The sequence below is a fragment of the Actinoplanes sp. NBRC 103695 genome, assembly GCF_030269485.1.
Taxonomy (GTDB): Bacteria; Actinomycetota; Actinomycetes; order Mycobacteriales; family Micromonosporaceae; genus Actinoplanes.
Genome location: NZ_BSTL01000017.1, coordinates 207,609 through 232,631, shown reverse-complemented (window position 1 = coordinate 232,631; position 25,023 = coordinate 207,609). Strand labels below are relative to the sequence as shown.

Here is a 25,023-nt window from a genome sequence, read left to right as displayed (position 1 = left end):
AACGGCAACCAGGGCGAGCGGACACCCCGCCCCAACCCCGCACCGCGCGCAAGCAACGGCAACCAGGGCGAGCGGACACCCCGCCCCAACCCCGCACCGCGCGCAAGCAACGGCAACCAGGGCGAGCGGACACCCCGCCCCAACCCCGCACCGCGCGCAAGCAACGGCAACCAGGGCGAGCAGGCACCCCGCACCAACCCCGCACCGGGCACGAGCGGCGGCAACCAGGGTGCAGCAGGCGCCCGGGCACCTTGCACACCCGGCAGCGCGGCCTGACCAGACCTCAACCTCGAAGGGTCTCTAGCGGGCCGGCAGGGTCAGGCCGGCGATCTCCGGGTTGTGGTCTGACGCCGCGAACGGGTCGGCCGCGTTGAACAGCTGCGTCACGTTGTAGTTGTAGCGACTGTAGTTGTAGGCCACCGACTCCTGGGCGTTGATCTGCCAGACGTCGGCGTTGGTGACCAGCGCCAGCGCCGCGGGATTGGCCAGTACGTGGTCGAGGGAGCCGGCCAGGCCGTCGAAGGAGTAGCTGTGTTCCTTGGGCTTGAACCGGCTGCCGAGGTCCGTGTAGCCGGCCGTGTACAGCTCCTGCATCGGGTCCTCGTGGGTGTACGCGTTGAAGTCGCCCACCAGGAAGATGCGGTCGGTGCCGAGTGACTGGGCCGTCCGGGTGGCGAAGGCGTGCGTCTCCTGGGCCTCCCGCACCCGGGTCGCGTTGAACGAGCCCTGGTCGTACGCCGGGCGGGTGTCCTGTTCGTCGCCCGGGTAGAGCGCCGTGCCACTGCCCTTCGACTTCCAGTGGTTGGCCACGACCACGAACGCGGCGGAGTCGGTCGCCCGCCTCTTCTTGAAGCCCTGTGCCAGCGGCTCACGGGCGATCGAGAACGGCTCACCGGGGTCGGACGCGCTGGTCAGCACGGTCGGCGGGCCGACCAGGGCGACCTCGGCTGGCTTGTAGATGAAGGCGGTGCGGATGACGTCCTGTTGGTCCAGCGGCGGCAGGCCGGCCGCGGGCGGAGACGGGGCGTACGCCCAGGTGCCCGCCCCGGCCTCGGCGTTGAGCGCGTCGACCAGCGTGGCCAGCGCGGTGTCCCGGGCCTCGCCGAACCAGGCCGAGTTCTCGACCTCCTCCAGCGAGACGATGCCGGCGTCGAGCCGGTTGATGCCGGTGACGATCTTCGCCTGCTGGCGCTGGAAGCTCACCTCGGTGGCGGCGCCACGCGGCCCGGAGCCGCTGCACTGGTTCACGGCGATCCGGTTGCCCTGCCGGTCGGTGTAGAACGTGCAGGTGCCGAGGCCCCGGGCGACGTACTCCTCGCCGGTGGTCGGGAAGTAGTTCTCCACGTTGAACGTGGCCAGCTTGGTGCCGCGCAGGGTGGCCGGCTGCTCGTTGGTGTCCCGGGTGTCGGTGAAGGTGGCGACCGCCGACCCGTCGTCGGTGACCGGCTGCCGGGGTTGCAGGTTCCACAGTGAGTTGCGGAAGTCGAGCACGACCGGCTGCCGCAAGGTCACCCGGGAGCCGACCCGCACCGAGTGCGAGGGGGTCAGCCACGGCAGCGGCTTGCCCGAGTTGGCGGACGAGCTGTAGTTGAGGCTGGCGCCGTCGTCCAGGGTGATCGCCCGGGCGGCGTTGTCGGCGACCACGGCCACGGCTTCGGCGCTGCCGGGGCGGGCCGCGTCGGTCGGCTGGCGCAGCGGCGTCAGGCCGTGGGCCAGGGTGAACGAGCCGTAGAAGTTGGCGTCGAAGACGTCGGAAACGGTGAACGCGCCCTTCGGGGCGAGCAGCTCGCCCTCGTGCGCCTCTTTCTCCGCGGCGGTGTCGAGGTGGATCCACGGGAGTGCGGCGGGCGTGACCGCGGGCAGCGGCGCGGCCAGCTTGGTGACGGACGGGCTGCTCAGCTCGGTGAGGCCGGCGAACTCGGTGACCTTGCCGGTGACCCGGACGCTGTCGCCGACGGCCACCTGGGCGGCCGAGATCGAGCCGAAGACGAACACCGCGTCGGAGGCGCCGGGCGTCGTGTCAGGACCGCCGGTCTCCAGATAGAAACCACTGAAACCGCCGGTCGGGTACGCCGCGGTGACGACGCCCTCGGTGACGACGGTCTGCCCGGCCAGCGGCGAGGCGTCGCCGGTGCCCTGGATCTCGGCGACGGTGGCGGCCACGGGGTCCGGCTCGGGCTCCGGGTCCGGGTCGGGCGGGGTGGAGCCGGCGTTCTGCGGCGCCGGGGCGGCCGTCGCGAAGTCGGCCGCGTTGTTGTCGGTGTCCGCCCCGGCGACGGTGCGCTGGTAGCTCAGGGTCACCGAGTTGCCGGTCGGAGCGGTGCCCTCGGGCGAGTTGCTGTTCCCCCAGCCGATCTTGTCGATCACCGAGGCGTCGGTCGGGAGCACGCCGGACGGGCCGTCCACGATGTACAGCGTGCCGCCGCCCGCGCCCGGGTTGACGCTGCCGCCGGTGTTCAGGTCAGGTGTGGGCAGCGCCGCGCCGTTGGCGCCGTTGCTCGGCAGCTGGACGAGGAACCAGCCGCGCGCCGGTACCGTGCCGGACAGCGCGAAGACCTGCGAGCCGCTCGGCACGACGGTGCTGGTGGCGGCCCGGTACTGCAGGGTGTCGCCGGTCAGCACGATGGCGCTGGACGTGGGGTTGAAGAATTCGACGAACTTGTTGGCGTAGCTCGCACCGGCGGAGCCGCCGTTGACGTACGCCTCACTGATGACCAGGGCGGTGCCGGCCGGGTTGGCGGCGGCCGGGGCACTCGGCAGCGCCACGGCGGCGCCGGCGACGGACAAGGACACAGCCGCGACGGCGACGCGCCGGACGACAGATAACACGGACCCTCCAGGTAAGAGCGACGAAGCTCCACGCACGATAGGCGCCCGGCATCGCTGCCTCGGCGTACCCGAGCTGAACGCTATATGACCAGGGGGTCCGTAGCTGTCAACCTTCAGCCATCGCTGCTGGCCGATGCGCCGATGGCATGCGACCGGAGGATCCCCTCCACACTGCTCAGGAAGGTTTCGACGACCGCGTCCGCGTCCGAGATGCACCCGGCGGTCATGGCGCCGTCGCGCAGCATGACGAACTGACGGCCGGTGGACTCGTCACCGAAGAGGCCGATGACGGTCTTCAGGAACCAGTCGCGGTGTTCGACCACGACGCGGTGCACGGGGTGGCCGGGGTCGGGGTATTCGGTGACCGCGTTGATGAACGCGCAGCCGCGGAATCCCGCGCCGCTGATCTGCCCGGCGATCGAGCCGGCGACCGCCCGGACCGCGTCGGCGGCCGGCCGATCGGCGACCGCCTCCGCGACCTGCGCGCGGATCTGCGCGTCCGCCGCCTGCAGATAGGCCACGACCAGGCTTTCCTTGCCTGGGAAGTGCCGGTAGAAGGTGGCCCGCGTGCTCTGCGCGTCGGCGATGATCCGGTCGACGCCGATCGCGTGGATCCCCTCGGTGTAGAAGATCTGACTGGCCTGCCGGAGCAGGCGGTCACGCGGTTCCGAGGTCTTCGCCATGTCGCTCAGCGTAGCAGAGAGAAAGAACGTTCGTTCTTGACAATTCGCCCGCCGGGGTCCATCGTCGATAGGGAGAAAGAACGTTCGTTCTCCCTACGAAGGGTAATCATGTCGCTCCGGAACCTGTACTTCGCTCGCTTCGGCTTCGCCGTCGTCTGGGGCGCCCTGCTCGCCGTCACGGCCAAGGACCTCGGCGCGGTCGCCGTGGCGCTGCTGGTGCTCTACCCGCTCGTCGACGTGGCCGCGGCGGTGGTCGACCTACGCTCGTCGAAGATGAAGGGCCTCTACGTCAACATCGCGATGAGTACGCTCGCCGCGGTCGGCCTGGCGATCGCGAGCACGTCCGGCATCCCCGCCGTGCTGCGCGTGTTCGGCGCCTGGGCGGTCGTGGCCGGCCTGATCCAGCTCGGTGTCGCGCTGAGCCGCCGCAAGCTCGGCGGACAATGGGCGATGATCGTGAGTGGCGCGGGTTCGGTCCTCGCCGGGTCGAGCTTCATCCTCGGCGCCGGCAAGGACGGGGCCTCGCTGACCAACCTCGCCGGGTACGCCGTGGTCGGCGGGGTGTTCTTCCTCATCTCCGCCCTGCGCCTGAGCCGGGCGGCCCGTACCGCGAAGGCGGCCTGACATGACACAGAGCAGCACCTACGACGTCGTCGTCATCGGCGCCGGTCCGGTCGGCGAGAACGTCGCCGACCGGGTGGTCAAGGGCGGCCTCAGTGCCGTCATCGTCGAGCGTGAGCTGGTCGGCGGCGAGTGCTCCTACTGGGCGTGCATGCCGACCAAGGCCCTGCTGCGCAGCTCAGCGGCCCTGCGCGCGGTCCAGCACCTGGACGGCGCGAAGCAGGCGGTGACCGGCGCCCTGGACGCGGCGGCCGTGCTGCGGCGACGGGACGAGTTCGCCTCGAACTGGCAGGACGACGGCCAGGTGGACTGGCTGAAGAGCGCGGGCATCGACCTGGTCCGCGGGCACGGGCGGCTGGCCGGGCCCCGCCGGGTTGAGGTGGCCGGTCCCGAGGGGGCCCCGGTCGAGCTGATCGCCCGGCACGCCGTCGTGGTCGCCACCGGCACCGCCGCGCTGCTGCCGGACATCCCGGGCCTGGCCGGCGCCGGCCCGTGGACCAGCCGGGAGGCGGCGGCGGCCAAGCACGTGCCCCGGCGGCTCGCGATCCTGGGCGGCGGGGTGGTGGCCACCGAGATGGCGACCGCCTACACCGCCCTCGGCTCCGAGGTGACGCTGCTCGCCCGGAGCGGGCTGCTCGCGGGCAACGAGCCGTTCGCCGGGGAGCTGGTGGCCAAGGCGCTGACCGGGGCCGGCGCGACCGTGCGGACTTCCACGACGGCCACCGCGGCCCGCCGCGACGACGACGGTGTCGTGCACCTGACGCTGCCGGGCGGCGAGGAGATCCTGGCCGACGAGGTTCTGGTCGCGGTCGGGCGTACGCCTCGCAGTGAAGATCTCGGGTTGGAGACCGTGGGGCTGGAGCCGGGGTCGTGGCTGACGGCCGACGACACGCTGCTCGCCCACGAGGACTGGCTGTACGCGGCCGGCGACATCAACCACCGCGCCCTGCTCACCCACCAGGGCAAGTACCAGGCCCGCGCCGCCGGGGACGCGATCGTGGCCCGGGTGACCGGCGCGACGCTCGACGACCGGCCCTGGGGCAAGCACGTCGCCACGGCCGACCATCGGGCCGTACCTCAGGTGGTCTTCACCGAGCCGGAGGTCGCGTCCGTCGGCCTGACCGCCGCGGCGGCCGGCAAGGCCGGTTACCGCACCCGCGTGGTCGACTACGACATCGGCTCGGTCGCCGGGGCGAAGCTGCACGCGGACGGCTACACGGGCACGGCGCGGATGGTCGTCGACGAGGACCGCAAGGTGCTGCTCGGCGTCACGTTCGCCGGGCCGGACGTCGCCGAGCTGCTTCACTCCGCCACGGTGGCGGTGGTCGGCGAGGTACCGCTGGAGCGGCTGTGGCACGCGGTTCCCTCCTACCCCACCGTCAGCGAGGTCTGGTTGCGCCTGCTGGAGGCGTACGGAAGATAGACGTCCTTGCTTTGAGCCACTTCCCCGCGGGGGGAAATTGTCGTACCCGTTCGGCATGATGCGCCGTACACGTTGGACGGGGAGGTGTCATGGCCGCGGTGGTCGTGCGCGAGGAGACGATGGCGGGGCGTGCCGTCGCCGAGTGGGTCCTGCCGGACCTGCCGGCGAGCATTACGGCGCGGGAACTGGTGCGCCTGCGGGTGCGCGAGTCCTACGGACGGCCGGGCTGGGAGGCGGAGGCCGACGCCGCCTGCGCCGCGTTCGCGCACAACGCGTTCGTGCTGATCGCCGGCGACCACCAGATCGACGACCTGGACGAGGCCATCGACCTCGAGCGGGCACACGTGGTGTCGTTCATCCGCCTGACCCCGCTGGCCGGTGGCTGATGCACGACGCGATCAAAGAGGGCCTCTCCAGCGGCGACTACACCGGCGTGGCCGACCTCGATCCCCCGGCCCGGCGCGAGGCGCTCCTGGAGCTGCACGCCTATTTCATCCGCAACGACAGCACCCTCCTGCACTGGGTCAACCGGGGTCTGCCCTATCTGGAGGGGCTGTCCGTCCCGTTCACCCGCGACGACCTGACGCAGTCGCTGGGCCAGCTGCTCGCCGACACGGACACGCTGTCCGACGGGCCGTTCTGGGTGCCCGGGCTGATCGCCGCCTCCCTCGACCCGGCCGACCTCACCGGGTTCAAGGCTGAGCTGGCGCAGGCCTTCAGGGCTCTGCAACACGGCTTCGACATGCCCGCCGAGGCGGCGCGCCGGCTATCGCGGCTCTACGGAAACGCCATGGCGCCGCTGTACCGCGGAGTGCCGGCCGACCTGCTGGCGGCCATCGCCGTCCTATCGGACGAGGTCAGGACGCTGCTCCCCGACCCCGCGGTGCACCCTCTCCTCCGGCATGCGGCCGACCTGGCCAAACCCGTGCCGCCGAAGGCCTGGCTGCGCACGACCGACGAGATGATCGCCGCCACGCCCCGGGCCGGTGAGGCCGCCACGGCGCTGCTCGCCGGCTACCGGTCCGCCGTGAGCCCGGTCGACGACCACGTCGACGCGCTGCTCCGCGGCCTGATCTGGGTGCAGTCACGCACGCCCGGCGAGGAGAGCACCGCCCTGCTCAGCGACGTCGCGACCGTCCTCGGGGCGCCCGAGCGCCGCGGCAGCGCCCGGCTCGTCGCACCGAAGGCGGCAGTCGCGGCCGTCGAGGTGCTCGGCTCGCGCTCCGGCGACGCGCCGATCCGGGCACTGGCCCGGCTCAGCCTGACCGTGCGCAGCAAGTCCTTCCGGCCCCGGGTGCGGGCCGCACTCGAACGGCTGGGACGAGACCGGGCCTGGGCGCCCGGCGAGGCGCTCGAACTCACGGTCGACGACCACGGCCTCGACCCGGACGGGCGGTGTACGTGGCCCATGGGCGAGGGGGCGGCCGGCGTCGTCGAGACCGCCGGCGGGCGGGCTCGTCTGCGTGCTTATCGCGACGGCTCGGCACTGCGGGCGGTGCCGCCCGGGTGGAAAGACGCGCTGGCGCCGGCACGAGCCGCCGTCTCCGAGATCAACAAGACGCTGGCCGTGGAACGGCTGCGGATCGAGGGACTGCTGTCCCAGGAACGGCTCTGGTCCTGGGAGACCTGGGCGGAGCGGTACCTGGCGCATCCCATCGTCCGGGTGTTCGCGCGGGAGCTCATCTGGGAGTTCTCCCCCGACGGCACGACCTGGACGTCCGGGCTGCCCGCCCTGGCCTCGCCCGACCCCTCCCCCGGCCCCGGCTGGCAGGTGCGGCTGTGGCATCCGGCTCGCGCGGGGGCCGACGACGTGGCCCGGTGGCGCGACCGGGTTCTCGCCGCCGGCCTGCGGCAGCCCATCAAACAGGCGTTCCGCGAGGTCTACGCGCTGACGCCGGCCGAGGAGCAGACCGGGACGTACTCCAACCGGTTCGCCGCGCACATCCTGCACTACCGGCAGGCCAACGCGCTGATGCGGGAACGCGGCTGGTCGGCCAACTACCTGGGTGAGTGGGGCGCCGGTCGCCACGGCGAGGCCACCAAGGAGTTCGCGGCCGGCGGGTGGCGGGCCTCGTTCTTCCACGACTGGGTCGAGTCGACCTGGGAACAGCCGTACTGCACCACCGATCAGGTGCGCTTCGGGCGGCGCGACGGGCGGGCATGGGCGGCCACCCCGCTGGCCGAGGTGCCGCCGCTGGTCCTCACCGAGGCGATGCGCGACGTCGACCTCTTCGTCGGCGTGACGTCGATCGCCGCCGACGACGGCTGGCGCGACCGTGGCGAGCACCGGTTCGACGCGTACTGGGGCACCGCGGCCTTCGCCGAGCTGACCCCGGGCGCCGAGGTCCGCCGCGACGTGCTGACCCGGCTGCTCCCCCGCCTGACCGTCGGCCCGCGCTGCACCCTGGACGGCCGCTTCCTGCGCGTCGAGGGCAAGCTCGGCGCCTACCGCATCCACCTGGGCTCCGGCAACATCCTGATGGAGCCCGACGACGCCTACCTCTGCATCGTCCCCGACCGGGCCAAGGCCAAGAAGCTGAGCCTCCCCTTCGACGACGACCCGATCCTGTCCGTGATCCTCTCCAAGGCGATCATGCTGGCCGCCGACGACCGCATCACCGACCCCTCGATCACCCGCCAGCTCCACCGGAGCCGCCTCTGACCGTGTCCCTCACAGCGATCCGTGAAGGTCGTGCCCGCCGAAATCATGATCGCCGAAGCCACCGTGTCCATGGCCTCCGCCGGATCCGGCCGGGCCGCCCGGACCCAGGTCGCTGTGCCGCGTGACTCCCGCCCGGCCGGCGGGTCCAGCCCTTCACCGCCCATCGCGGATTCGGATCGCGTCGGCGGTTGCTTCGCGGATCCGGTCGTTGTTCGTCCGGTACAGGTGCGAGGGTGACCTGGTGAGTAGGAAAACCGAGGCCTCGGTCACCTGGCCTCAGGCGTTGGCCTGGCGGATGCGGCGGCAGTTGCTGGATCCGGTCGGGGATGGTTCGGTCGCGGAGGTCGTGCGGCGGCTCGGTGCGGTGCTCTCGATGGACGAGTCGCTTGCCGAGCTGGCCGTCCGGACCCGGTGTTCGGCATCGCGGCCGGGTGCACTCGCCGAGGCGCTCGCCGGCGGGGAGGTGATCAAGGGGTTCGCGTTCCGCGGGTCCGTGCACTACCTCTCCCCCGAGGAGGGCGGCGTGTTTCTCGCGATCCGGGCGGCCGGGCGGCAGTGGGAGCTGCCGAGCTGGGTGGACCACTACCGGCTCACGCCCGGGGACTGGCCGGACTTCCGGGCCGCGGTGCGCGCGGCCCTCGGCACCGGGCCGTTGACCGTCGGCGAGCTGGGTGAGGCGCTGGCCAGGAACCGCGCGTACCGGCATCTGAAGCCGGTGTTCGACGAGGGTGCGGGAACGCTGATCAAGCCGCTGTCCTGGCAGGGCGACCTGAGCTTCGGTACGCCGCGGGACGGGCGGTCCACCTTCCAGCTCCTCGACGGCAATCCCCGGTGGCAGGGCATCCCCGACCTCGACGAGGCGGGACCGCGGGCCGTGCTGGCGTACTTCCGGACGTATGGGCCGGCGACGGTCGACAACCTCCGCTACTGGCTGGGCAAGGGCCTGAGCGCGGGGCGCAAGCGGCTCGACGCCTGGGTCGGAGGGCTCGGCGACCGGCTGGTCGAGGTCGACGTCGAGGGGAGCGCGACTCTTGCGGCGCGCGAGGACCTCGACGATCTCGAGGCCGCGCGGCCGTCGGACGCGGTGCGATTCCTTCCGGGGCACGACCAGTGGGTGATGGGTCCTGGTACCAAGGATGAGCACGTCACCCCGGCGGCGCGGAGGGAGCTCATGACGCGCAAGGCCAACCCGGTGATCGCCGGCGGTGTGGTGCGCGGGACCTGGGCTCGGCAGGGCGACCGGATCTCGGTCGAGTGGCTCGACGAGGGACGCCGGCCGCGGAAGGCGATCGAGCGGGAGGTCAGCCGCTTCGCGGTCGTTCTCGGCAGGGATCTGCGCCTGACGCTCAGCTGATGTGGGCGGATCAGTGGAGGTGGGAGCCGCCGTTGACGTCGATCGTCGCGCCGGTCAGGTAGGACGCGTCGGGGGACGCCAGGAAGACGATCGTGCCGGCCACGTCGGCGGGGGTGGCCAGGCGGCCCAGCAGAGTCGTCGCCGCGAGCTCGGCCTTGCGCTCCTCGGTCATCGCACCCTGGGTGATGTCGGTGTCCACCATGCTGGGTGCCACCGCGTTGACCGTGATGCCCTGTCCTTCCGTCTCCCGGGCCAGGGTTCTGGTCAGGCCGAGGATGGCCGCCTTGCTGGCCGCGTAGTGCGAGGCGCCGAAGACGCCGCCGCCGCGCTGGCCGGACACCGAGGACATGTTGACGATCCGGCCGTAGCCGCGCTCGCGCAGGCCGGGGAGCACGGCCTGGGTGACCAGGAAGGTGCCGCGCACGTTGACGGCGAAGATCCGTTCCCACTCCTCGAGGGTGATGTTCTCGAAGCGGGTCGGTGACGAGATGCCGGCGATGTTCGCCAGCACCGTCACCGGAGGCAGCGCCGCCTCGGCGGCCCGGACGGCGGCGGTGACCGAGGACTGGTCGGTCACGTCCACGTGCGCCGCGAACACCGCGGGGCTTCCGGCCGTCGTCGCCTCACGGGCGGTCTCCTCGGCGCCGGCGTCGTCCAGGTCGAGGACCGCGACCGCGTAGCCGAGCGCGGCGAACCTGAGGGCGGTGGCCCGGCCGATGCCGCGTTTCGAGCCTCCGCCGGTGATCAGGACGGTTGGTGTCATCGGATCCTCCGTCGATGTGGACGCCGAGGGGCGAAGGCGATGGTCGTGGGACGCCGAGGGGTGAAGACGATGGTCGTGTGGACGCCGAGGGGTGAAGACGATGGTCGGTGTGGACGGCCCGAAGCGGCCGGGGTGGCCGGGCGATGCGATATTGGTGCGATGATGCCGCGCCCCCCTCGTGTTTTCGAGGCCGATGACATTCTCTCCGGTCGCGTCTCGCTGGAGCAGTACCCGTTCAATCTGATCTACCTGGTGATCGCGTTCTCGTCGTACTACGCCGACGTGAAGATCCACCCGTCGGATCTGCCGCGGGTCGACGTGCTGCTCTCGGCCGCGGAGATTCTGACCGACCAGGGGTGGGAGGTCGTCGCGGTGGATTCCGGCGGCAAGCTGCTCTGCCTGCGTCGTAAGCGCTGACCCGGGGCAGCGGCGAACGCCGATTTCTCGTATTCTCGTCGTCTGCCAGGGCGGCACCTGCCCTGTGACACGGGGGCCGGTGACAGATCGTGACATATTCGTTGAATGGGTACGGCTCGACGGGGCAGGACGACGACCCCCTCGTCCAGCTGCGCCGGATCAGCGCCGAGCTGGGCACCGTGAGCCGGGCGGCGCAGGCGGCGAGCAGGCCCGACGCGCGGTACGAGGGCAGCGACCCGACCGGCACGGTCACGGTCGTGATGGACGGGCGCCAGCGGGTCCAGGACGTGCGGGTCGACATGCGCTGGGACGAGCGGCTGCGGCGCACCGAGCTGGGTGAGGCGTTGTCCTCGGCGTACTCGCAGGCGGTCATCGCTCTTCTGGATGCCGGCAGCGCCGCCTACGACGAGGCGGAGGCGCTGGCCGAGGCCGAGCCGCGGGACGAGCCGCGGACGCCCGCCCGGCCGTACGACAACTACGTCGACATGGACGAGGTGCGCTACCAGACGTCCCGCCAGCTGGAACAGAACGACATGCTGCTGCGGTACGCCGATGACCCGCACGCCGCGCCGCGGGTCCCCAGCGAGGTCGAGGTGGCGGGGCCGCACGAGTTCGTCCTGATCACCGTGCGGGACGGGCGCATCGCCGACCTCCGTGTGATGGCCAGCCGCCTGCCGGCGGACAGCACCAACGGCACGATCGCCCGCGAGGCCATGGCCGCCTTCGACGCCGCGGCCGGCTACCTCGGCTGAGCCGGGAACGAAGAAGCGCTGAGCCGGAACACAGAGAACCAACGGGGGAGGATTCCATGCCGGGGAATGACGAGCTGAAGATCGTCAAGGACGCCCTGCTCGACGAGGCCGCGAAATGGCAGAAGCTGTCCGAGGACATGGCGCAGGTCAAGACCGGGATCAGTGACCTCGCCCTGTACGTGTCGGCGTTCTTCGCCGGGCCGGTCGGCACGGCGATGCTGGCCAAGAACGCGTACGACCCGGTGCTGGCGCTGGTGCAGAAGCACGCGACCGAGGCCGAGGCCGAGTTCATCCAGGTCGGCGAGGCCCTCAAGCGGGCGCACGACGACCAGACCGCCGTGGAGGGCAAGAACGCCACGGACCTGTCCAAGATCTACGGCAGCTGACGGAGATTTCGAAATGCCACCACCCGACGGCTCCGGCCAGGTCACCGAGTCGGAACAGCAACTGACGAAGGCCTCGCAGCAGGTCTCCGAGCAGCACTCCAAGGTGGGCGATGAGCTCAACCGGCTGATCGACGCGGTCAACGGCGCGATGAACAAGCTGAGCGACTGGTCCTGGCTGGGCGGCCTGGGCGGCGCCTGGGCCGCGCACAAGTACGCCGGCAAGGTGCACGACCTGATGGAGAAGATCAAGAAGCAGATCGAGGACATCCTGAAGGTCGTCAAGGAGATCCTGGACAAGGGCGTGCCGGTGATCTCGCTGATCACCAAGGCCTTCGCGTGGCTGAACACGGTGCAGGCCCCGGTGGGGGCGATGTCCGACACCGCCGCCCAGTTCACGGCCAACTTCAACAACTGGGACGGTCCGGCCAAGCGGGCGTACGACCAGCGCGTGCCGATCCAGGTCAAGGCGATCGACGGGCTGGCCGGCGCCGCGGGCGAGATGGCCCTCTGGCTGTCCGATCTGGCCGCCGCGAACGCCGCGTACATCGTGTCGTGCTTCAAGCCGCTCTTCGACATGGCCGGCGTGATCGCGGCGGCGGTGGTCGACGCGGCCACGATCGCGGGCGCGCTGGAGGCTCTCGGTAAGTGCGGCGAGCTGGTGCAGACGGCGATCAATTCGCTGTACGAGCAGCTGGAGAACGCGACCAACCACGTCACCGGCGTGATCAACAAGATGGTCGAGGCCAAGAAGATCCAGGGCGAGCTCGGCGACAGCTGGCCGCAGATGGTCACCCTGTGACGGTTCTGACCAGGAGCATCGCGGCCGCCCTGGTGGCCGCGATGGCGACGCTGCTGCCCGCCGCCCCGGCCCTGGCCGGTCCGCGGGACCAGCAGTGGTACCTCGACGCGATGAAGGTGCCGGCCGCCCAGCAGGTCAGCCGGGGTGACGGCGTCACGATCGGGCTGCTCACCAACGGTTTCCCGCGGGCACACCCGGACATCGCCGCCGCCACGCTGCCGGTGAAGCGTCTGAAGGGCGGGCTCCGGCCGAGCGTCGTGGACGCGCCCCGGGACTATCCGCTCGACGACGACGTCGCGTCGGCCCGGATCGGCCTGATGGCGGCGGGCGGCGGCGAGGGCCTGCTCGGGGTGGCGCCGGGCGCGAAGGTGCAGCCGGTCATCTGCCCCGGCGTCGCCGACGACACCGAGGTCTGCATGCGCTGGCTGGTGGACGAGGGCGCCAAGGTGATCAACCTGAGCCAGGCGCTGTTCACCGCGCTGGGCACGGACTTCGACGGCATCCGGTACGCCCTGGCGAAAGACGTCGTGGTGGTCGTCGCGCTGAAGGACGGCGCCGAGATGCCGGCCGATCTGCGTACCGGCGTGATCCTGGTGGGTGGCTCCAACCGTGACCACAAACCGGCCGGTGACGGCGACCCGGACAGCCGGGTGACGGTGCGCGCGCCCGGCGGCGACCCGGTGTTCAGTTCGCCCGCCGACCAGATCGTCACGCTGGACCCGAAGTCGCCCGGCGGCTACGGCCACCCGATCATCCTGCCCGGCGACGACTCGGCCGCCGCGCTGGTCACCGGCGTGGTCGCGCTGGTCCGCGCGAAGAACCCGGACATGACCGCGCCGTCGGCGATCGACCGTCTGCTGAGGACCGCGACCGACCTGGGCGATCCGGGCAAGGACGCGGTGTACGGATACGGCGAGGTGGACGCGGAGAAGGCGCTCACCACGGACACTCCCCCGGCGGCTCAGAACCCGCTGGGCGACCCGGGTGAGCCCCGCTCGACGTGGCTCTCCTGGTGGCTGATCGCCATCGTCGGCGTGGTCGTGGTGGTCCTGGCGGCGGCCCTGCTCGCCATCGTGATGATCCGGAGCCGCCGCCGCAGGTCACACCTGGTGGCCCCGCACCCGACGCGCTAGGGGCTCACGGCCGGGCGGCTGGCGGACGGGCTCGGCCGGGTCCAGAGGCGGGATCGGGTGCGTCGCCGACCCGCCCTCGGGCACGGTCACCGGCTCGCCGTGGTGGCGCAGCTCGAGTTCCTTCCCGTCGAGCAGCCGGTAGACCGCCTCGCCGGGGGTGATCGTCACCTGGAGGCGGCGGCCCCGCCAGCGGAGACGGAAGGCGATCCGGGTCAGCGCCTCCGGCAGCCGGGGCGCGAGAGCCAGGCCGGACGACAGGTGGCGCAGCCCGCCGAAACCGGCGACCACCCCGTTCCAGGCGCCGGCCAGCGCGGCGATGTGCAGGCCGTGCTCGGTGTTGCCGGCCAGGTCGCCGAGGTCCAGGAGCGCGGTCTCGCACAGGTAGTCGTACGCGAGATCGAGGTGTCCGGTCTCCGCCGCGAGCACCGCCTGTGTGGCGGCGGACAGCGACGAGTCCCGGACGGTGATCCGCTCGTAGTACGCGAAGTTCCGGGCCTTCTGCTCGGGGGTGAACGACTCGGGGCAGAGCTGCATGGCCAGCACCAGGTCGGCCTGTTTGACGACCTGCTTGCGGTAGATGTCGAAGTACGGGAAGTGCAGCATCAGCGGGTATTTGTCCGCGGCCGTGCCGGTGAAGTCCCACAGCGCGTGGCTGGTGAAGCCCTCGGACTGCTCGTGCACGCCGAGCTTGACGGAGAACGGGATCGTCATCTCCTCGGCGGCGTCCCGCCAGGCGGCCAGTTCCTCGTGGCCGACGCCGAGCTCCCGGGCCTCGTCGGGGTGCCGGTCGCAGGCCTCCACGGCGCCGGTCAGGTTCCGTTGCGCCATCAGGTTGGTGTAGAGGTTGTTGTCGGCGACCGCGCTGTACTCGTCGGGGCCGGTCACGCCGTCGATGCGGAATGCGCCGCCGGGTCCGTGCTGGCCGAGCGAGATCCACAGACGCGCGGTCTCCACCAGCAGTTCCAGCCCGACCTCGCGCTCGAAGCCGGTGTCACCGGTCGCCGCGACGTGCCGGATGGCGGCGTCCGCGATGTCCGCGTTGACGTGGAACGCGGCGGTGCCGGCCGGCCAGTAACCGGAACATTCCTGACCACGGACCGTACGCCAGGGAAAGGCCGCGCCGGACAGGCCGAGCTGCTCCGCACGTTCCTTGGCCAGCGGCAGGATGGCCTGCCGCCAGCGGAGCGCGTCGGCCGCCGCGTCCGGGACGGTGTGGCTGAGCATCGGCAGCACGAACGTCTCGGTGTCCCAGAACGTGTGGCCGTCGTACCCCGGTCCGGTCAGGCCCTTGGCGGCGACCGCGCGACGTTCCGCCCGGGCGCCGGACTGCAGCACGTGGAAGAGCGCGAACCGGACCGCCTGCTGGAGTTGCGCGTCGCCGTCGATCTCGACGTCCGCGCTGGCCCAGAAGTCCGCCAGGTAGCGCCGCTGCTCGTCGAGCAGGCCCTGGAAACCGTGGTAGCGCGCGACCGTGCGGGCCGCCCGGACCTGGTCGTTGAGTGCCGGCATGGACCGCTGCGACGACCAGCCGTACGCCAGGTGCTTGACGATGCGCAGCTGCTGGCCGGGCTGGAGGCGGCAGATGACCGTGGTCCGGCCGATGTTCTCCGACGCCGACGAGGTCACCTGGAAGCCGTCCGGGCCGTCGATGTCGTGCGCCATCGCGGCGGCCATCCGCAGGCCGGACTGCTCCACCCGGTGCAGCAGGGTGACGCCGGAGTCGTCGACGAAGTGCGCCTCCGGCCGCAGCGGGTGGACCAGCGCCGCCTCCACGCGGGGGTCGTTGCCGCCGGACGGCAGGTCCTCGTTGGCGACCAGCTCCGACTGCACGACCACCAGGATGGGCTGGTCGACGGCGCTCACGGTGTACCGGATCGCCGCGACGGCCCGCTGGGCCAGGGACACCAGGCGCTCGGATCGCACCCGGACCGCCTTGCCGGCCGGCGAGATCCACTCGAACTCGCGGGTCAGGGTGCCGGCGCGGAAGTCCAGGACGCGCTCGTGGGAGCGCAGGTCGCCGTACCGGATGTCCAGGGGCTCGTCGTCGACCATGAGCCGGAAGACCTTGCCGTTGGTGACGTTGAGGATGGCCTGGCCGGACTCGGGGTAGCCGTACCCGCCCTCGGCGTACGGCAGCGGGCGGTACTCGAAGAACGAGTTCAGGTATGTGCCGGGCAGGCCGTGCGGCTCGCCCTCGTCGAGGTTCCCGCGCAGCCCGATGTGACCGTTGGCCAGCGCGAAGACGGACTCGGCGTGGCCGAGGGAGCCGACGTCGAGTCCGGTCTCCCGGATCGCCCACGGCTCGATGCCGAAGTTCTGTTGTTCCAGCATGCGGACAGGCTCACTTCAGTCGATGAACGCGAGGTTAACGCCGGTCCAGGATCGCCTGCCATTGCCGCGACCGCACGTCGGCGGGGGTCAGCACGCAGTCGCCGCAGGTGCCGCCGCCGGGGATGCGGTAGTACAGGCAGCAGTTGCGCCGGACCAGGAACCAGCGCGCCAGGTTAGGGTCGGGGCGGACCAGGTCGGCGCTCCCCCGCAGCGGCGGCACGGCTAGCAGCCCTCCGACCAGGGCCGCGGCCCGGGCGGCGTGGGCCGGCGCGCCGTCGGCGATCATCCCGGCCGCCCCGCCCAGCGCGGACGCCACGTTGCCCCAGAGGACCTGCGGCGACATGGCGAACCGGCGGCGGTACACCGCGAGGATCGGCGTGACCCTGCCGAGGTCCGGGCCGTCGCCGGTGAGCACCGGATCGGCGTACGCGATCGGGATCGGACCGCCCTCGACCGCGCGCCACCACAACCGGCCGGCCGCGACCGGGGTGCCCGCGACCGCGGCGGCGGCCAGTGGCGGGGACAGCAGCCGGGACGCCAGCCCGAGGAACGTGATCGAGGCGACCTCCCGCTCGCCGATCTCCTCGCGGCCCAGCCCGGACATCCGCATCAGGGTCCGCCGGGCGACGTCGACGCGCTCGGCGACCACGTCCGGATCAAGCAGATCGTCCAGCGGCCGCCACGCCGCGTCACCGTCCCAAGGCTCCCACGTGAAGTACGGGCCGAGGGTCGCCGCGGCTTCCAACGCTGTAATCGCGGACATGCTTCTACGATCTCACCTGGCATCTGAACTTGGGGTACCCGGCGTCCGTTCGTATCTGCATGACGAGCGAGACCGGCGAGACGGGGCTGGACTCGTTACTTTCCGTAGCGATGGGCTTCATGACGGCGAGGGTCCTGCTGGCCGCCGTGCAGCTTGGCGTGTTCACCCGTCTCGGCGACGGTCCGCGCGACAGGGCGCGGCTGGCCGCCGAGACGGGTCTGCACCCCCGGTGCGCCGCCGACTTCCTCGACACGCTGGTCTCGCTCGGCCTGCTGCGGCGTGACGGTGACACGTACCGGAACGGCCCGGACGCGGACCTCTACCTGGACCGGGAGAAGCCGACCTATGTCGGCGGGCTGCTGGAGCGGCTCAACCACGAGGGGTGGGCCTCGCTCACCGAGGCGCTGCGCGACGGCGAGCCGCGGTCCGAGCAGGGTGGCCAGGTGGGGATGCCGGAGCCGCGGATCCTCGTCGAGCGGCTGGACTGGAGCGCGGTCCGGCGGGTGGTGGAGATCGGCGGGAGCGGGGCCCTGTCGGTGCAGCTGGCTCAGGCGTACCCGCACGTCAGCGGTGGTGTCCTGGGCGCGGCGCCGGAGTACGCCGGTGACGTCGAGCGGCTGTTCCTCGCGGACCGCCTGGAGGCCTTCGCCACGTTGCCGCCGGCCGACGCATACGTCCTGGGTGGAGTGCTGTCCCGGCTCGGCGCGGCGGAACGGCCGGCCCTGCTCGCGGAGCTCCGCGCGGCCCTGTCCGACGGCGGCATGGTGATCGTGTACGACACGATGCTCGACGACGAGCGGCGGCGGAACACGACCGGGCTGCTCAGCTCGCTCGGGCTGCTGCTGGAGACCCCGGCCGGGCGGCAGAGCACCGTCGCCGAGTGCGGGCGGCTGCTGACCGAGGCCGGCCTGCGCGAGGTCACCACCGAGGATCTGGGGCACGGGTGGTCAGCGATCATGGGCGTGAAGTGACGATGGTCCACGACGCGCCTCGCTTCGCCGTGCTCGGCCCGCTGCGCGCCTGGCGGGACGACGCCGAGGTGGACCTGGGCGCCCGGCAGCAGCGGCTGATGCTCGCCCTGCTGCTCGCGCACCCGAACGGCCCGATCGGGCTGCACGATTTCGTCGAGCTGCTGTGGGGCGAGGACGCGCCGTCCAGCGCCGTGAACAGCGTGCACCGCTACATCGGCGTGCTGCGCCGGGTGCTCGAACCGGACCTGCCGACCCGCTCGGCGGGCCGGTGGCTCGCGCGGTCCCGGGCCGGCTACCGGCTGACCGTCGCGCCGGAGGCCTCTGACCTGCTGCTCTTCCGCGGTCACGCCGCCGAGGGCCGGGCGGCCGGCCGCCGGGGCGACCATGCCGCGGCGGCCCGGCACTACACCGACGCCCTGCGGCTGGTGCAGGGGTCGTGCGCGACCGGGGAGCTGAGCGGCGGCCGCCGGCACGCCGCCTTCACCGCGGTGGACCGCGAGGTGGCCGCCGTCGCCCGCGCCGCCGCCGAGGCCGCCTCGACGGCCGGTCAGGGCGGCGCGATGCTCGCCGTGCTCCGGCCGATCGCCGACCTCAACCCGCTGGACGAGGCGCTCCAGGCCCAGCTGATGATTCTGCTGGCCGCGGACGGTAAGCAGAGCGAGGCGTTCGCGCTCTACGAGGGGAAACGCGCGTTCCTGGCCGAGGAACTGGGCGTCGACCCGGGGCCGGAACTGCAGGCGGCATACCTGGCGGTGCTGCGGCCACGCCCCGCGGCGCCCGCGCCGACCCTGCGGGAACGCGCCGTCCGGCCCGCGCAGCTGCCGCCCGACCTGGGCATCTTCACCGGCCGGGCGGCCGAGCTCGCGGCCGCCCGGGAGGCGCTCACCGCCGACGGGGAACCCGCCGTGCTGGCCGTCGACGGGATGCCCGGCGTCGGCAAGACCACCTTCGCCGTCCACCTCGCCCACCTGCTCGCCCCGCACTTCCCGGACGGTCAGCTGCACATCGACCTGAACGGCTTCGACGTCGCCGGGTCGCCGATCGGCACCGGCGAGGCGATCCGCGGGTTCCTCAACGCGCTCGGCGTCCGGGACGACGCCGTGCCGGCCGGGATCGCCGCGCAGACCGGCCTGTTCCGCAGCCTGCTGGCCGGCCGGCGGGTGCTGATCGTGCTGGACAACGCGTACGACGTGGACCAGGTGCGGCCGCTGCTGCCCGGCACCGCGGGCTGCGCGGTGATCGTGACCGGCCGGCGGCGGCTGACCGGGCTGGCCACGACCGGCGGCGCGCGGCTGCTCACCCTGGCGGTGCCGACGGCGGAGGAGGCCGGCGAGTTCCTGGCCCGGCGGCTCGGACCGGGACGGGCCGCGGCGGACCGGGCGGCCACCGACGAGATCGTCGCCGCGTGCGCGCGCCTGCCGCTGGCCCTGGCCCTGGTCGCCGCCCGGGCAGCAGCGGAACCGCACTTCCCGCTGACGGCGATCGCCGAGGAACTGCGGGAGGCGGACACCGACCTGGGGGTGTTCGCCGACGGCGGGGTGGACGTCCGGGCCGCGTTCTCCTGGTCGTACCGGGTCCTCAGCGAGCCGGCCGCCGGGCTGTTCCGGCTGCTCGCGACGCACGTCGGGCCGGACATCTCGCTGTCCGCGGCCGCCAGCCTGGCCGGGCAGCCGCGGCGCGTCGTCCGGGGGCTGCTCACCGACCTCGCCCAGGCGCATCTGATCGTCGAGCACCAGCCCCGTCGCTACCGTTTCCACGACCTGGTGCGGGCGTACGCGACGGAGCAGCTGACCGATGACGGGACGACCGACCGGCAGGCCGCCGTGACCAGGCTGCTCGCGCATTACCGGCATTCGGCGTACGGAATCCATCTCCTGCTCGCCCCGCAGCGCGAGCCGATCCCCCCGGGCGACCCACCACCCGGCGTCGTGCCCGAGGTCGCCGGTGACCGGGCGGCGGCGCTGGCCTGGTTCGCCGCCGAGCACGCCGTGCTGAGCGCCGCCGTGCTGCGCGCCACCGACGAGGACGCGGACACCTCCGCCTGGCAGCTCGCGCTGACGCTGGAGCCGTTCTACCGCAGCCGGGGCCTCTGGCACGACTGGGCGGGCACCATGCGGACCGCCCTGCGCGCGGCCCAGTCCACCCCGGACCTGCTCGGGCAGGGGCACGCGCACCGCAGCCTGGCCGCCGCCTACCACCACCTCGGCCACCTGGACCGCGCCAAGGTCCACCTGGAGAACGCCCGGCGGATCTACATCCTGCTGGACCGGGACGCCGAGGTGGCCTCCGTGCACTGCGGGCTCGCCTCCGTCCTGCGCGAGGCGGGCGATTTCAGCCTGGCCGTCGAGGAGGAGAAGCGGGCGCTGCGCATGCACGTCCGGTCCGGCAACCGCCGCGGCCAGGCCGACGCGCTGCACGGACTGGCCACCTGCGCCGGGCGGCTGGGGCGGCGGGAGAAGGCGATCCGGCTGTTCGGCGACTCGCTCGCGATCGGCCGCAACTGCGACGACCCGATCATCCAGGCGGACTGCTGGCTGGGACTGGGCGACCTGTACCGGCGGGCGGGCGAGAGCGGCCGCGCGGCCGGTTGCCTGAGCCGGGCCACGGACCTCTATCGCGAGGCGAACAACCAGGCCGGGGCCGCCGCGGCGCTGCTCTCCCTGGGGCACGCCCGGCTTGACGAGGGCCGGGCCGAGCAGGCGCGCGCCGCCTGGACGGAAAGCCTCCGGATCCACGAGGAGACCCGGTCGGCGACCGCCGCGGTCATCCGCGAGCGGCTGGACAAGCTTCCACCGGTACTCCACGGAATCGGCACTGACGATGACTAGGTTCTGGCTGTGACGTCACCGGAACGCCCCCTCGGGATGATGGAGCAGGCGCTTCGCGCGCTCGCCCGGCGGCCGATGCCGCTGCACTTCACCATGGTCGCCGTGGTGTCCGGCGCGCCCGGCCCGGACGGCTGGCGCTCCGGGCTCGCCCGGGTGCAGCAGCGCCACCCGCTGCTGCGCGCCGGCGTGGTCGAGGGGCCCGGCGGCCCGCGGTTCACCGCCCTGCCGGAGGTCCCGATCCCGCTGGAGGTGGTGACCGGGACCGACGGGGACTGGACCGCCGAGCTCGTCGCCGAGGTGACCGAGCCCTTCTCCACCGGGCCGGCCCCGATCCTGCGCGCCCGGCTGCTGCCCGGCCCGCGCCGCAGCGTGGTCATCCTGACCGGGCACACCGCCGTGGACGGGCTATCCGTGGCCATCGTGCTGCGCGATCTGCTCCGGGCGATGGCCGGCCGGGACCTGCACGGCGCCACGCACGGCCTGCCGATGGAGGACTTCCTGGCGGTCGGTGACACCTCCGGGGCGCCGCTGCGCCCGGAGCCGTTCGACGCCCGGATGCTGGCCGCGGCCCGGCCACCGCGGGTCGATCGGCTCTCGCTGGGCCGGGAGCTGACCGAGCTCGTCTGCGATCGCGCGCACCAGCAGGGCGTGACCGTGCACATGGTGCTGGCCGCCGCCCTCGCCTCGGCGATGCACCCGTTCTCGGCCGCGCGGGAGCTGCGTTTCGGCAGCCAGGTGCACCTGCGGCGGACCCTGCCGGAGATCGGCGACAGCGTCGGTTTCTACTCGATCCCGGTGGTCGGGCCCAGCCCGGCGCGCGATGCCGGGCTGTGGGCGTCGGCGCAGCGGTTCAAGGACGATCTGGACATCTTCCGGCAGCCGCGCCGGGTGGCCGATGCGCTGGCCAAGCTCTCCGTGATCGGGCGCGGGCTGCCGGACCGGGACGATCCGGCGGGCTGGACGCGGGCGATCGGTCAGACCCTCGCGTACGACATCCTGCTGACCAACCTGGGCGCGCTGCCGATGCCCCTGCGGTACGGGGCGCTGCGGCTGGACGAGATGTGGGGACCGGCCGGGATGGTCGGGTTCGAGAACGAGCACGTGGTCGGGGTCAACACGATCGGCGGCAACCTGACCCTGCTCTACACCAGCCGGGATCCGGTGCCCGGGCTGCTGAGCGCGGCCCGGGACACGATCGCGGAGGAGATGTGAGGTGCCCGCCACCCCGCCCCCTCAGCGGGTGGCGGGCACCTGGCCGATGCCCCTGGTCGCTAGTACCCCTGGTTCAGGGCGGTACGCAGCGAGCGCAGGGCGTAGTGGGCGCGTGACTTGACCGTGCCGACCGGGACGCCGAGCCGGTCGGCGACCTCGTCGACCTCGTGACCGCGCAGGTAGATCTCGGTCAGCACGGTCCGGTGCGCGGCGGTCAGCGACCGGAACGCGTTCCGGAAGCCGTGCACGGCCACGGCCGCCGCGATCGAGTCGTCCCGGTCCGCCACCCAGGTCAGGTCGGTCAAGCCAACCTCGACCGGGCGGGTCTGCCGCCGGCGGATCGCGTCGATCGCGATCCGCCGGGCCACCGTGAACAGCCAGCGGCGCGCGTCGTCGTACGCCGCGGGCAGCGAGTCGAGGTGCCGCCAGGCCCGCAGCATCGTCTCCTGCAGCATGTCCTCCGCGGTCTGCCGCTCGCCCCGGTTGAGGCGGACCAGGAACCGGAGCAGTTCCGGCGCGTGCTCGGCGTGCAGCGCGGTCATCCGCGCCTCCGCGTCGAGCCGGTCGTCACACACGTGCGTCGTCATGCGAACCCTACGGTCGGTCGGTCCCGGGCGGACCGGCTGACAAGAAGTCAATCTCCGGGCTGTGGCAATCCAGTGGAGGATCAGTGGGGAGACTTTTCGCCCCGGATGCAACCCTGGACCCTCGTCATCTCCTCTAGGTCGCGACGAGAGGAGTTCGGCTGGTGAATGCCGAATCTATGGAGGGGTTCCGGGAGTTCGCCCGGGCCCGGTTCCAGCCACTGCGCGCGCTCGCGTACGTGACCTGCGGTGACTGGCAGGCCGCCGAGGACGCGGTGTCCGGCGCGCTGTCCAGGCTCTACCTGAAGTGGGACAAGGTGGCCTCGCCGGAGGCGTACGCGCGGACCGCGGTCATCCGGGCCGCTATCGGGGAGAGGCGCCGGCCATGGCATCGGGAGCGCGCCGTGGGCGAGGCGTTCCCGGACGTGGCCGTCCCGGACAGGTCCGGCGACGTCGACGAGCGGCTCCGGATGCGGGCCGCCCTGCGTCAGGTGCCGCCCCGGCAGCGGGCCGCCCTGGTGCTCCGGTTCCTGGAAGGGCTGAGCGTCGACGAGACGGCGGAGGTGCTCGGGTGCTCACCGGGCACCGTCAAGAGCCAGACCAGCCGCGGCCTGACCACCCTGCGCGCCGTCCTGGCGGCAGAGATCATCGAGAAGGGAGATGACCGTGTCGTATCGCATCGAGGACGTGCTTGAGTCCGTCCAGGAGGGTGCCCCCGCACCGCGGACCAGCACCGCGGACATCATCACCGGCGCCCGCCGGATCCAGGCCCGGCGCCGGTGGGCCGCCGTCGCCGGGGCGGGCGGCGCTGCCATCGTGACGGTCGCGGTGGTCGCCGGGATCACCGGTTCGATCCCCCGCGCCCAGAGCCCGAGCCCGCCGGCCGCCGCCACCCCCGCCCCGTCGAAAGCGGCGGCGCCGAAGAACTTCACCCAGCCGGCGAAGCTGGAGGTCACCGTCGGCACGTCCCGGGTGGGTAAGTTCCAGGTCGGCCCGGCCAGCGCGGCGACCTACGGCTACCAGCAGATCCCGGTCTACCGGGACGGCGAGACGATGGAGGTGGACGGGGTGCCGTACCCGTTCCCGGAGGGGTACATCGTCCTCTACCGCCCGGGCGCGTACGACATCAAGCAGTTCGGCGTCTCCGAGGTCCCCAGCGAGATCTACGGGCCCGCCACGGACGTCACCGTGGCCGGCCGCCCGGGCCTCGAGCGGCAGCTCACCTACAAGCTGCCGGTCCTCGCGGACATGCGGGCGAAGCTCAGGGCGAACCCGCGGATGAAGCCGAACGACCCGAGCATCAAGACCGAGCTCTTCAACCGTACGGCCGTCGCCTGGAAATTCGACGGGACGGCCTGGGCGACGTTCGTGCCGTGGACCAGCCGGCCGCCGCTCAGCCGGGACGAGACCCTGGCGATCATCGACGCGCTGAAGCCGCAGGCCGCCCAGCCGATCCGGGCGCCGTACACGTTCGGCTGGCTGCCGGACGGCTGGCGGGTGACCGCCGCGGAGCAGTACGCCGCCGACGACAACGACATCGTCTCCACCGTCTACCTCGACAGGAAGCTGCGGACCGGCGCGGACCTGGTCCAACCGGTGGACACCTACCCCGGCGGCGGACAGCTGCGGATCTTCCACGGCAAGCCGAAGACGAGCAACACGCCGGCCACCGGCGGGTCCATGAAGTGCGCCGACGTCAACGGCTACTGCACGATGCTGATCGACCGCGAGTACTTCGCCGAGTTCCAGAAGGTCGGCAAGGGCCTGTCGATGGACGACGTGCGGCGCATCCTCCGCGAGCTGAAGTTCGCCAAGCTCGCCGACCAGGGCACCTGGAAGCCCCTCACCTAGCCCCGAGACCGTTCATGGTGAAGGTCTGATCGGCCGGCTTGCCGGTAGGCGGCGCCACCGCCGACCTTGCCGGTAAGCAGCGCCACTGCCGGCGTTTCCGCTGGGTATGGGGTCGGGCCGGGTCTGCCAGGCCCCCCGGGTGCCTGCTCGCCGTCGCTGCCGCCGCTCGCGGTGGTAGCCGGGCACGGCAGTGGTAGCCGGGCACGGCAGTGGTAGCCGGGCACGGCAGTGGTAGCCGGGCACGGCAGTGGTAGCCGGGCACGGCAGTGGTAGCTGAAGGCGGCGGCGGTCGCGGCGTTGACGGCCCAGCCTTTGCGAGCCGCCGACACCGGGCCACCGGTGGTAGGACCGGGCGCCATCCACCGAGGTTCCCCCGCGCTGAGCTACCACGCCCGCGAACCGTGGTAGCTCAGCGCGGTATTTCGACCCCGATACCGCCCTGTCCCACCACTCGCGCCAGGTCCTACCACCCGCGTCCGCTCCTACCACCGACCGCGCCCACCCACGGCCGCGAGCGTCGGCAGCGCCCACCCACGGCCGCGAGCGGCGGCAGCAACGGCGAGCAGGCACCCGGACGCCTGGCAAACCCAAGCCGAACCCCACGACCACCACAAGCCGCAGCAGCGACGACGAGCAGGCACCCGGCTCCATACTCAGCGGA

21 protein-coding genes are annotated in these 25,023 nt (G+C 72.4%); 15 read left to right on the top strand and 6 right to left on the bottom strand.

From position 1 onward, the window contains the following. Window positions 1–300: 300 nt before the first annotated feature. Both QSK31_RS29920 and QSK31_RS29915 read right to left on the bottom strand, forming a co-directional pair. The gene (locus QSK31_RS29920; RefSeq protein ID WP_285687831.1) at window positions 301–2,829 is read right to left on the bottom strand and encodes an ExeM/NucH family extracellular endonuclease; all 2,529 of its coding nucleotides are present in this window, start codon (window positions 2,827–2,829) and stop codon (window positions 301–303) included. Between the two features lie 113 nt (window positions 2,830–2,942). After that, window positions 2,943–3,512, bottom strand: coding sequence for a TetR/AcrR family transcriptional regulator (locus tag QSK31_RS29915; RefSeq protein ID WP_285687830.1), 570 nt, complete (start codon window positions 3,510–3,512; stop codon window positions 2,943–2,945). A 108-nt stretch (window positions 3,513–3,620) separates the two neighbouring features. Here QSK31_RS29915 and QSK31_RS29910 point away from each other — a divergent pair, with 108 nt between their 5' ends. The 5 genes from QSK31_RS29910 to QSK31_RS29890 all read left to right on the top strand — a co-directional run bounded on the left by QSK31_RS29910 (window position 3,621) and on the right by QSK31_RS29890 (window position 9,572). After that, on the top strand, window positions 3,621–4,136 hold the full coding sequence (locus tag QSK31_RS29910; protein ID WP_285687829.1) for a hypothetical protein: 516 nt from the start codon (window positions 3,621–3,623) through the stop codon (window positions 4,134–4,136). 1 nt (window position 4,137) lies between these two features. Continuing rightward, window positions 4,138–5,556, top strand: coding sequence for a dihydrolipoyl dehydrogenase family protein (locus tag QSK31_RS29905; protein WP_285687828.1), 1,419 nt, complete (start codon window positions 4,138–4,140; stop codon window positions 5,554–5,556). 89 nt (window positions 5,557–5,645) lie between these two features. Continuing rightward, the gene (locus QSK31_RS29900; protein WP_285687827.1) at window positions 5,646–5,942 is read left to right on the top strand and encodes a hypothetical protein; all 297 of its coding nucleotides are present in this window, start codon (window positions 5,646–5,648) and stop codon (window positions 5,940–5,942) included. Beyond that, entirely contained in the window at window positions 5,942–8,218 is a 2,277-nt protein-coding gene (locus QSK31_RS29895; protein WP_285687826.1) for a DUF4132 domain-containing protein, read from the top strand. Before QSK31_RS29900 ends, QSK31_RS29895 begins: the two co-directional genes overlap by 1 nt. Window positions 8,219–8,459: 241 nt before the next feature. Continuing rightward, window positions 8,460–9,572, top strand: a complete 1,113-nt coding sequence (locus QSK31_RS29890; RefSeq protein ID WP_285687825.1) for a winged helix DNA-binding domain-containing protein — start codon at window positions 8,460–8,462, stop codon at window positions 9,570–9,572. A 10-nt stretch (window positions 9,573–9,582) separates the two neighbouring features. Here QSK31_RS29890 and QSK31_RS29885 read toward each other — a convergent pair whose 3' ends face one another. Further along, the gene (locus QSK31_RS29885) at window positions 9,583–10,335 is read right to left on the bottom strand and encodes an SDR family NAD(P)-dependent oxidoreductase (protein WP_285687824.1); all 753 of its coding nucleotides are present in this window, start codon (window positions 10,333–10,335) and stop codon (window positions 9,583–9,585) included. A 159-nt stretch (window positions 10,336–10,494) separates the two neighbouring features. Between QSK31_RS29885 and QSK31_RS29880 the strand changes: the two genes are divergently transcribed. The 5 genes from QSK31_RS29880 to QSK31_RS29860 all read left to right on the top strand — a co-directional run bounded on the left by QSK31_RS29880 (window position 10,495) and on the right by QSK31_RS29860 (window position 13,822). Further along, complete coding sequence (locus QSK31_RS29880; protein WP_285687823.1) at window positions 10,495–10,752, top strand: hypothetical protein; 258 nt, start codon at window positions 10,495–10,497, stop codon at window positions 10,750–10,752. An 89-nt stretch (window positions 10,753–10,841) separates the two neighbouring features. Beyond that, the gene (locus QSK31_RS29875; protein WP_285687822.1) at window positions 10,842–11,504 is read left to right on the top strand and encodes a YbaB/EbfC family nucleoid-associated protein; all 663 of its coding nucleotides are present in this window, start codon (window positions 10,842–10,844) and stop codon (window positions 11,502–11,504) included. A gap of 56 nt (window positions 11,505–11,560) precedes the next feature. Next, window positions 11,561–11,890, top strand: a complete 330-nt coding sequence (locus QSK31_RS29870) for a hypothetical protein (RefSeq protein ID WP_285687821.1) — start codon at window positions 11,561–11,563, stop codon at window positions 11,888–11,890. 13 nt (window positions 11,891–11,903) lie between these two features. Next, window positions 11,904–12,689, top strand: coding sequence for a hypothetical protein (locus QSK31_RS29865; RefSeq protein WP_285687820.1), 786 nt, complete (start codon window positions 11,904–11,906; stop codon window positions 12,687–12,689). Further along, entirely contained in the window at window positions 12,686–13,822 is a 1,137-nt protein-coding gene (locus QSK31_RS29860) for a S8 family peptidase (protein ID WP_285687819.1), read from the top strand. Before QSK31_RS29865 ends, QSK31_RS29860 begins: the two co-directional genes overlap by 4 nt. Here the strand turns inward: QSK31_RS29860 and QSK31_RS29855 are convergent. Together QSK31_RS29855 and QSK31_RS29850 are read right to left on the bottom strand one after the other, a co-directional pair. After that, on the bottom strand, window positions 13,790–16,153 hold the full coding sequence (locus tag QSK31_RS29855) for a glycoside hydrolase family 65 protein (RefSeq protein WP_285687818.1): 2,364 nt from the start codon (window positions 16,151–16,153) through the stop codon (window positions 13,790–13,792). The two genes, QSK31_RS29860 and QSK31_RS29855, sit on opposite strands and share 33 nt — an antisense overlap. Before the next feature lie 34 nt (window positions 16,154–16,187). Beyond that, complete coding sequence (locus QSK31_RS29850) at window positions 16,188–16,916, bottom strand: (2Fe-2S)-binding protein (RefSeq protein ID WP_285687817.1); 729 nt, start codon at window positions 16,914–16,916, stop codon at window positions 16,188–16,190. Window positions 16,917–16,975: 59 nt separating this feature from the next. Here QSK31_RS29850 and QSK31_RS29845 point away from each other — a divergent pair, with 59 nt between their 5' ends. The 3 genes from QSK31_RS29845 to QSK31_RS29835 are packed head-to-tail and all read left to right on the top strand — an operon-like array spanning window position 16,976 to window position 21,927. Next, window positions 16,976–17,887, top strand: a complete 912-nt coding sequence (locus QSK31_RS29845) for a methyltransferase (protein ID WP_285687816.1) — start codon at window positions 16,976–16,978, stop codon at window positions 17,885–17,887. A 2-nt stretch (window positions 17,888–17,889) separates the two neighbouring features. Next, the gene (locus tag QSK31_RS29840) at window positions 17,890–20,715 is read left to right on the top strand and encodes an AfsR/SARP family transcriptional regulator (protein ID WP_285687837.1); all 2,826 of its coding nucleotides are present in this window, start codon (window positions 17,890–17,892) and stop codon (window positions 20,713–20,715) included. A gap of 9 nt (window positions 20,716–20,724) precedes the next feature. After that, on the top strand, window positions 20,725–21,927 hold the full coding sequence (locus tag QSK31_RS29835; protein WP_285687815.1) for a hypothetical protein: 1,203 nt from the start codon (window positions 20,725–20,727) through the stop codon (window positions 21,925–21,927). Between the two features lie 59 nt (window positions 21,928–21,986). On the opposite strand, the gene QSK31_RS29830 is transcribed toward QSK31_RS29835, so the two are convergent. After that, window positions 21,987–22,514 (bottom strand): sigma-70 family RNA polymerase sigma factor, encoded by a 528-nt coding sequence (locus tag QSK31_RS29830; protein ID WP_285687814.1) that lies wholly within the window; start codon window positions 22,512–22,514, stop codon window positions 21,987–21,989. A gap of 161 nt (window positions 22,515–22,675) precedes the next feature. Between QSK31_RS29830 and QSK31_RS29825 the strand changes: the two genes are divergently transcribed. Continuing rightward, complete coding sequence (locus QSK31_RS29825; protein WP_285687813.1) at window positions 22,676–23,206, top strand: SigE family RNA polymerase sigma factor; 531 nt, start codon at window positions 22,676–22,678, stop codon at window positions 23,204–23,206. After that, window positions 23,178–24,362 (top strand): hypothetical protein, encoded by a 1,185-nt coding sequence (locus QSK31_RS29820; protein WP_285687812.1) that lies wholly within the window; start codon window positions 23,178–23,180, stop codon window positions 24,360–24,362. The genes QSK31_RS29825 and QSK31_RS29820 overlap by 29 nt, the downstream gene beginning before the upstream one ends. Window positions 24,363–25,023 lie beyond the last annotated feature (661 nt).

Excerpts from the sequence above, each read along its gene's own strand:
- QSK31_RS29915 (WP_285687830.1), bottom strand. The coding sequence starts at position 3,512 with ATGGCGAAGACCTCGGAACCGCGTGACCGCCTGCTCCGGCAGGCCAGT.
- QSK31_RS29910 (WP_285687829.1), top strand. The coding sequence starts at position 3,621 with ATGTCGCTCCGGAACCTGTACTTCGCTCGCTTCGGCTTCGCCGTCGTC.
- QSK31_RS29905 (WP_285687828.1), top strand. The coding sequence starts at position 4,138 with ATGACACAGAGCAGCACCTACGACGTCGTCGTCATCGGCGCCGGTCCG.
- QSK31_RS29900 (WP_285687827.1), top strand. The coding sequence starts at position 5,646 with ATGGCCGCGGTGGTCGTGCGCGAGGAGACGATGGCGGGGCGTGCCGTC.
- QSK31_RS29895 (WP_285687826.1), top strand. The coding sequence starts at position 5,942 with ATGCACGACGCGATCAAAGAGGGCCTCTCCAGCGGCGACTACACCGGC.
- QSK31_RS29885 (WP_285687824.1), bottom strand. The coding sequence starts at position 10,335 with ATGACACCAACCGTCCTGATCACCGGCGGAGGCTCGAAACGCGGCATC.
- QSK31_RS29880 (WP_285687823.1), top strand. The coding sequence starts at position 10,495 with ATGATGCCGCGCCCCCCTCGTGTTTTCGAGGCCGATGACATTCTCTCC.
- QSK31_RS29870 (WP_285687821.1), top strand. The coding sequence starts at position 11,561 with ATGCCGGGGAATGACGAGCTGAAGATCGTCAAGGACGCCCTGCTCGAC.
- QSK31_RS29865 (WP_285687820.1), top strand. The coding sequence starts at position 11,904 with ATGCCACCACCCGACGGCTCCGGCCAGGTCACCGAGTCGGAACAGCAA.
- QSK31_RS29855 (WP_285687818.1), bottom strand. The coding sequence starts at position 16,153 with ATGCTGGAACAACAGAACTTCGGCATCGAGCCGTGGGCGATCCGGGAG.
- QSK31_RS29850 (WP_285687817.1), bottom strand. The coding sequence starts at position 16,916 with ATGTCCGCGATTACAGCGTTGGAAGCCGCGGCGACCCTCGGCCCGTAC.
- QSK31_RS29845 (WP_285687816.1), top strand. The coding sequence starts at position 16,976 with ATGACGAGCGAGACCGGCGAGACGGGGCTGGACTCGTTACTTTCCGTA.
- QSK31_RS29840 (WP_285687837.1), top strand. The coding sequence starts at position 17,890 with ATGGTCCACGACGCGCCTCGCTTCGCCGTGCTCGGCCCGCTGCGCGCC.
- QSK31_RS29830 (WP_285687814.1), bottom strand. The coding sequence starts at position 22,514 with ATGACGACGCACGTGTGTGACGACCGGCTCGACGCGGAGGCGCGGATG.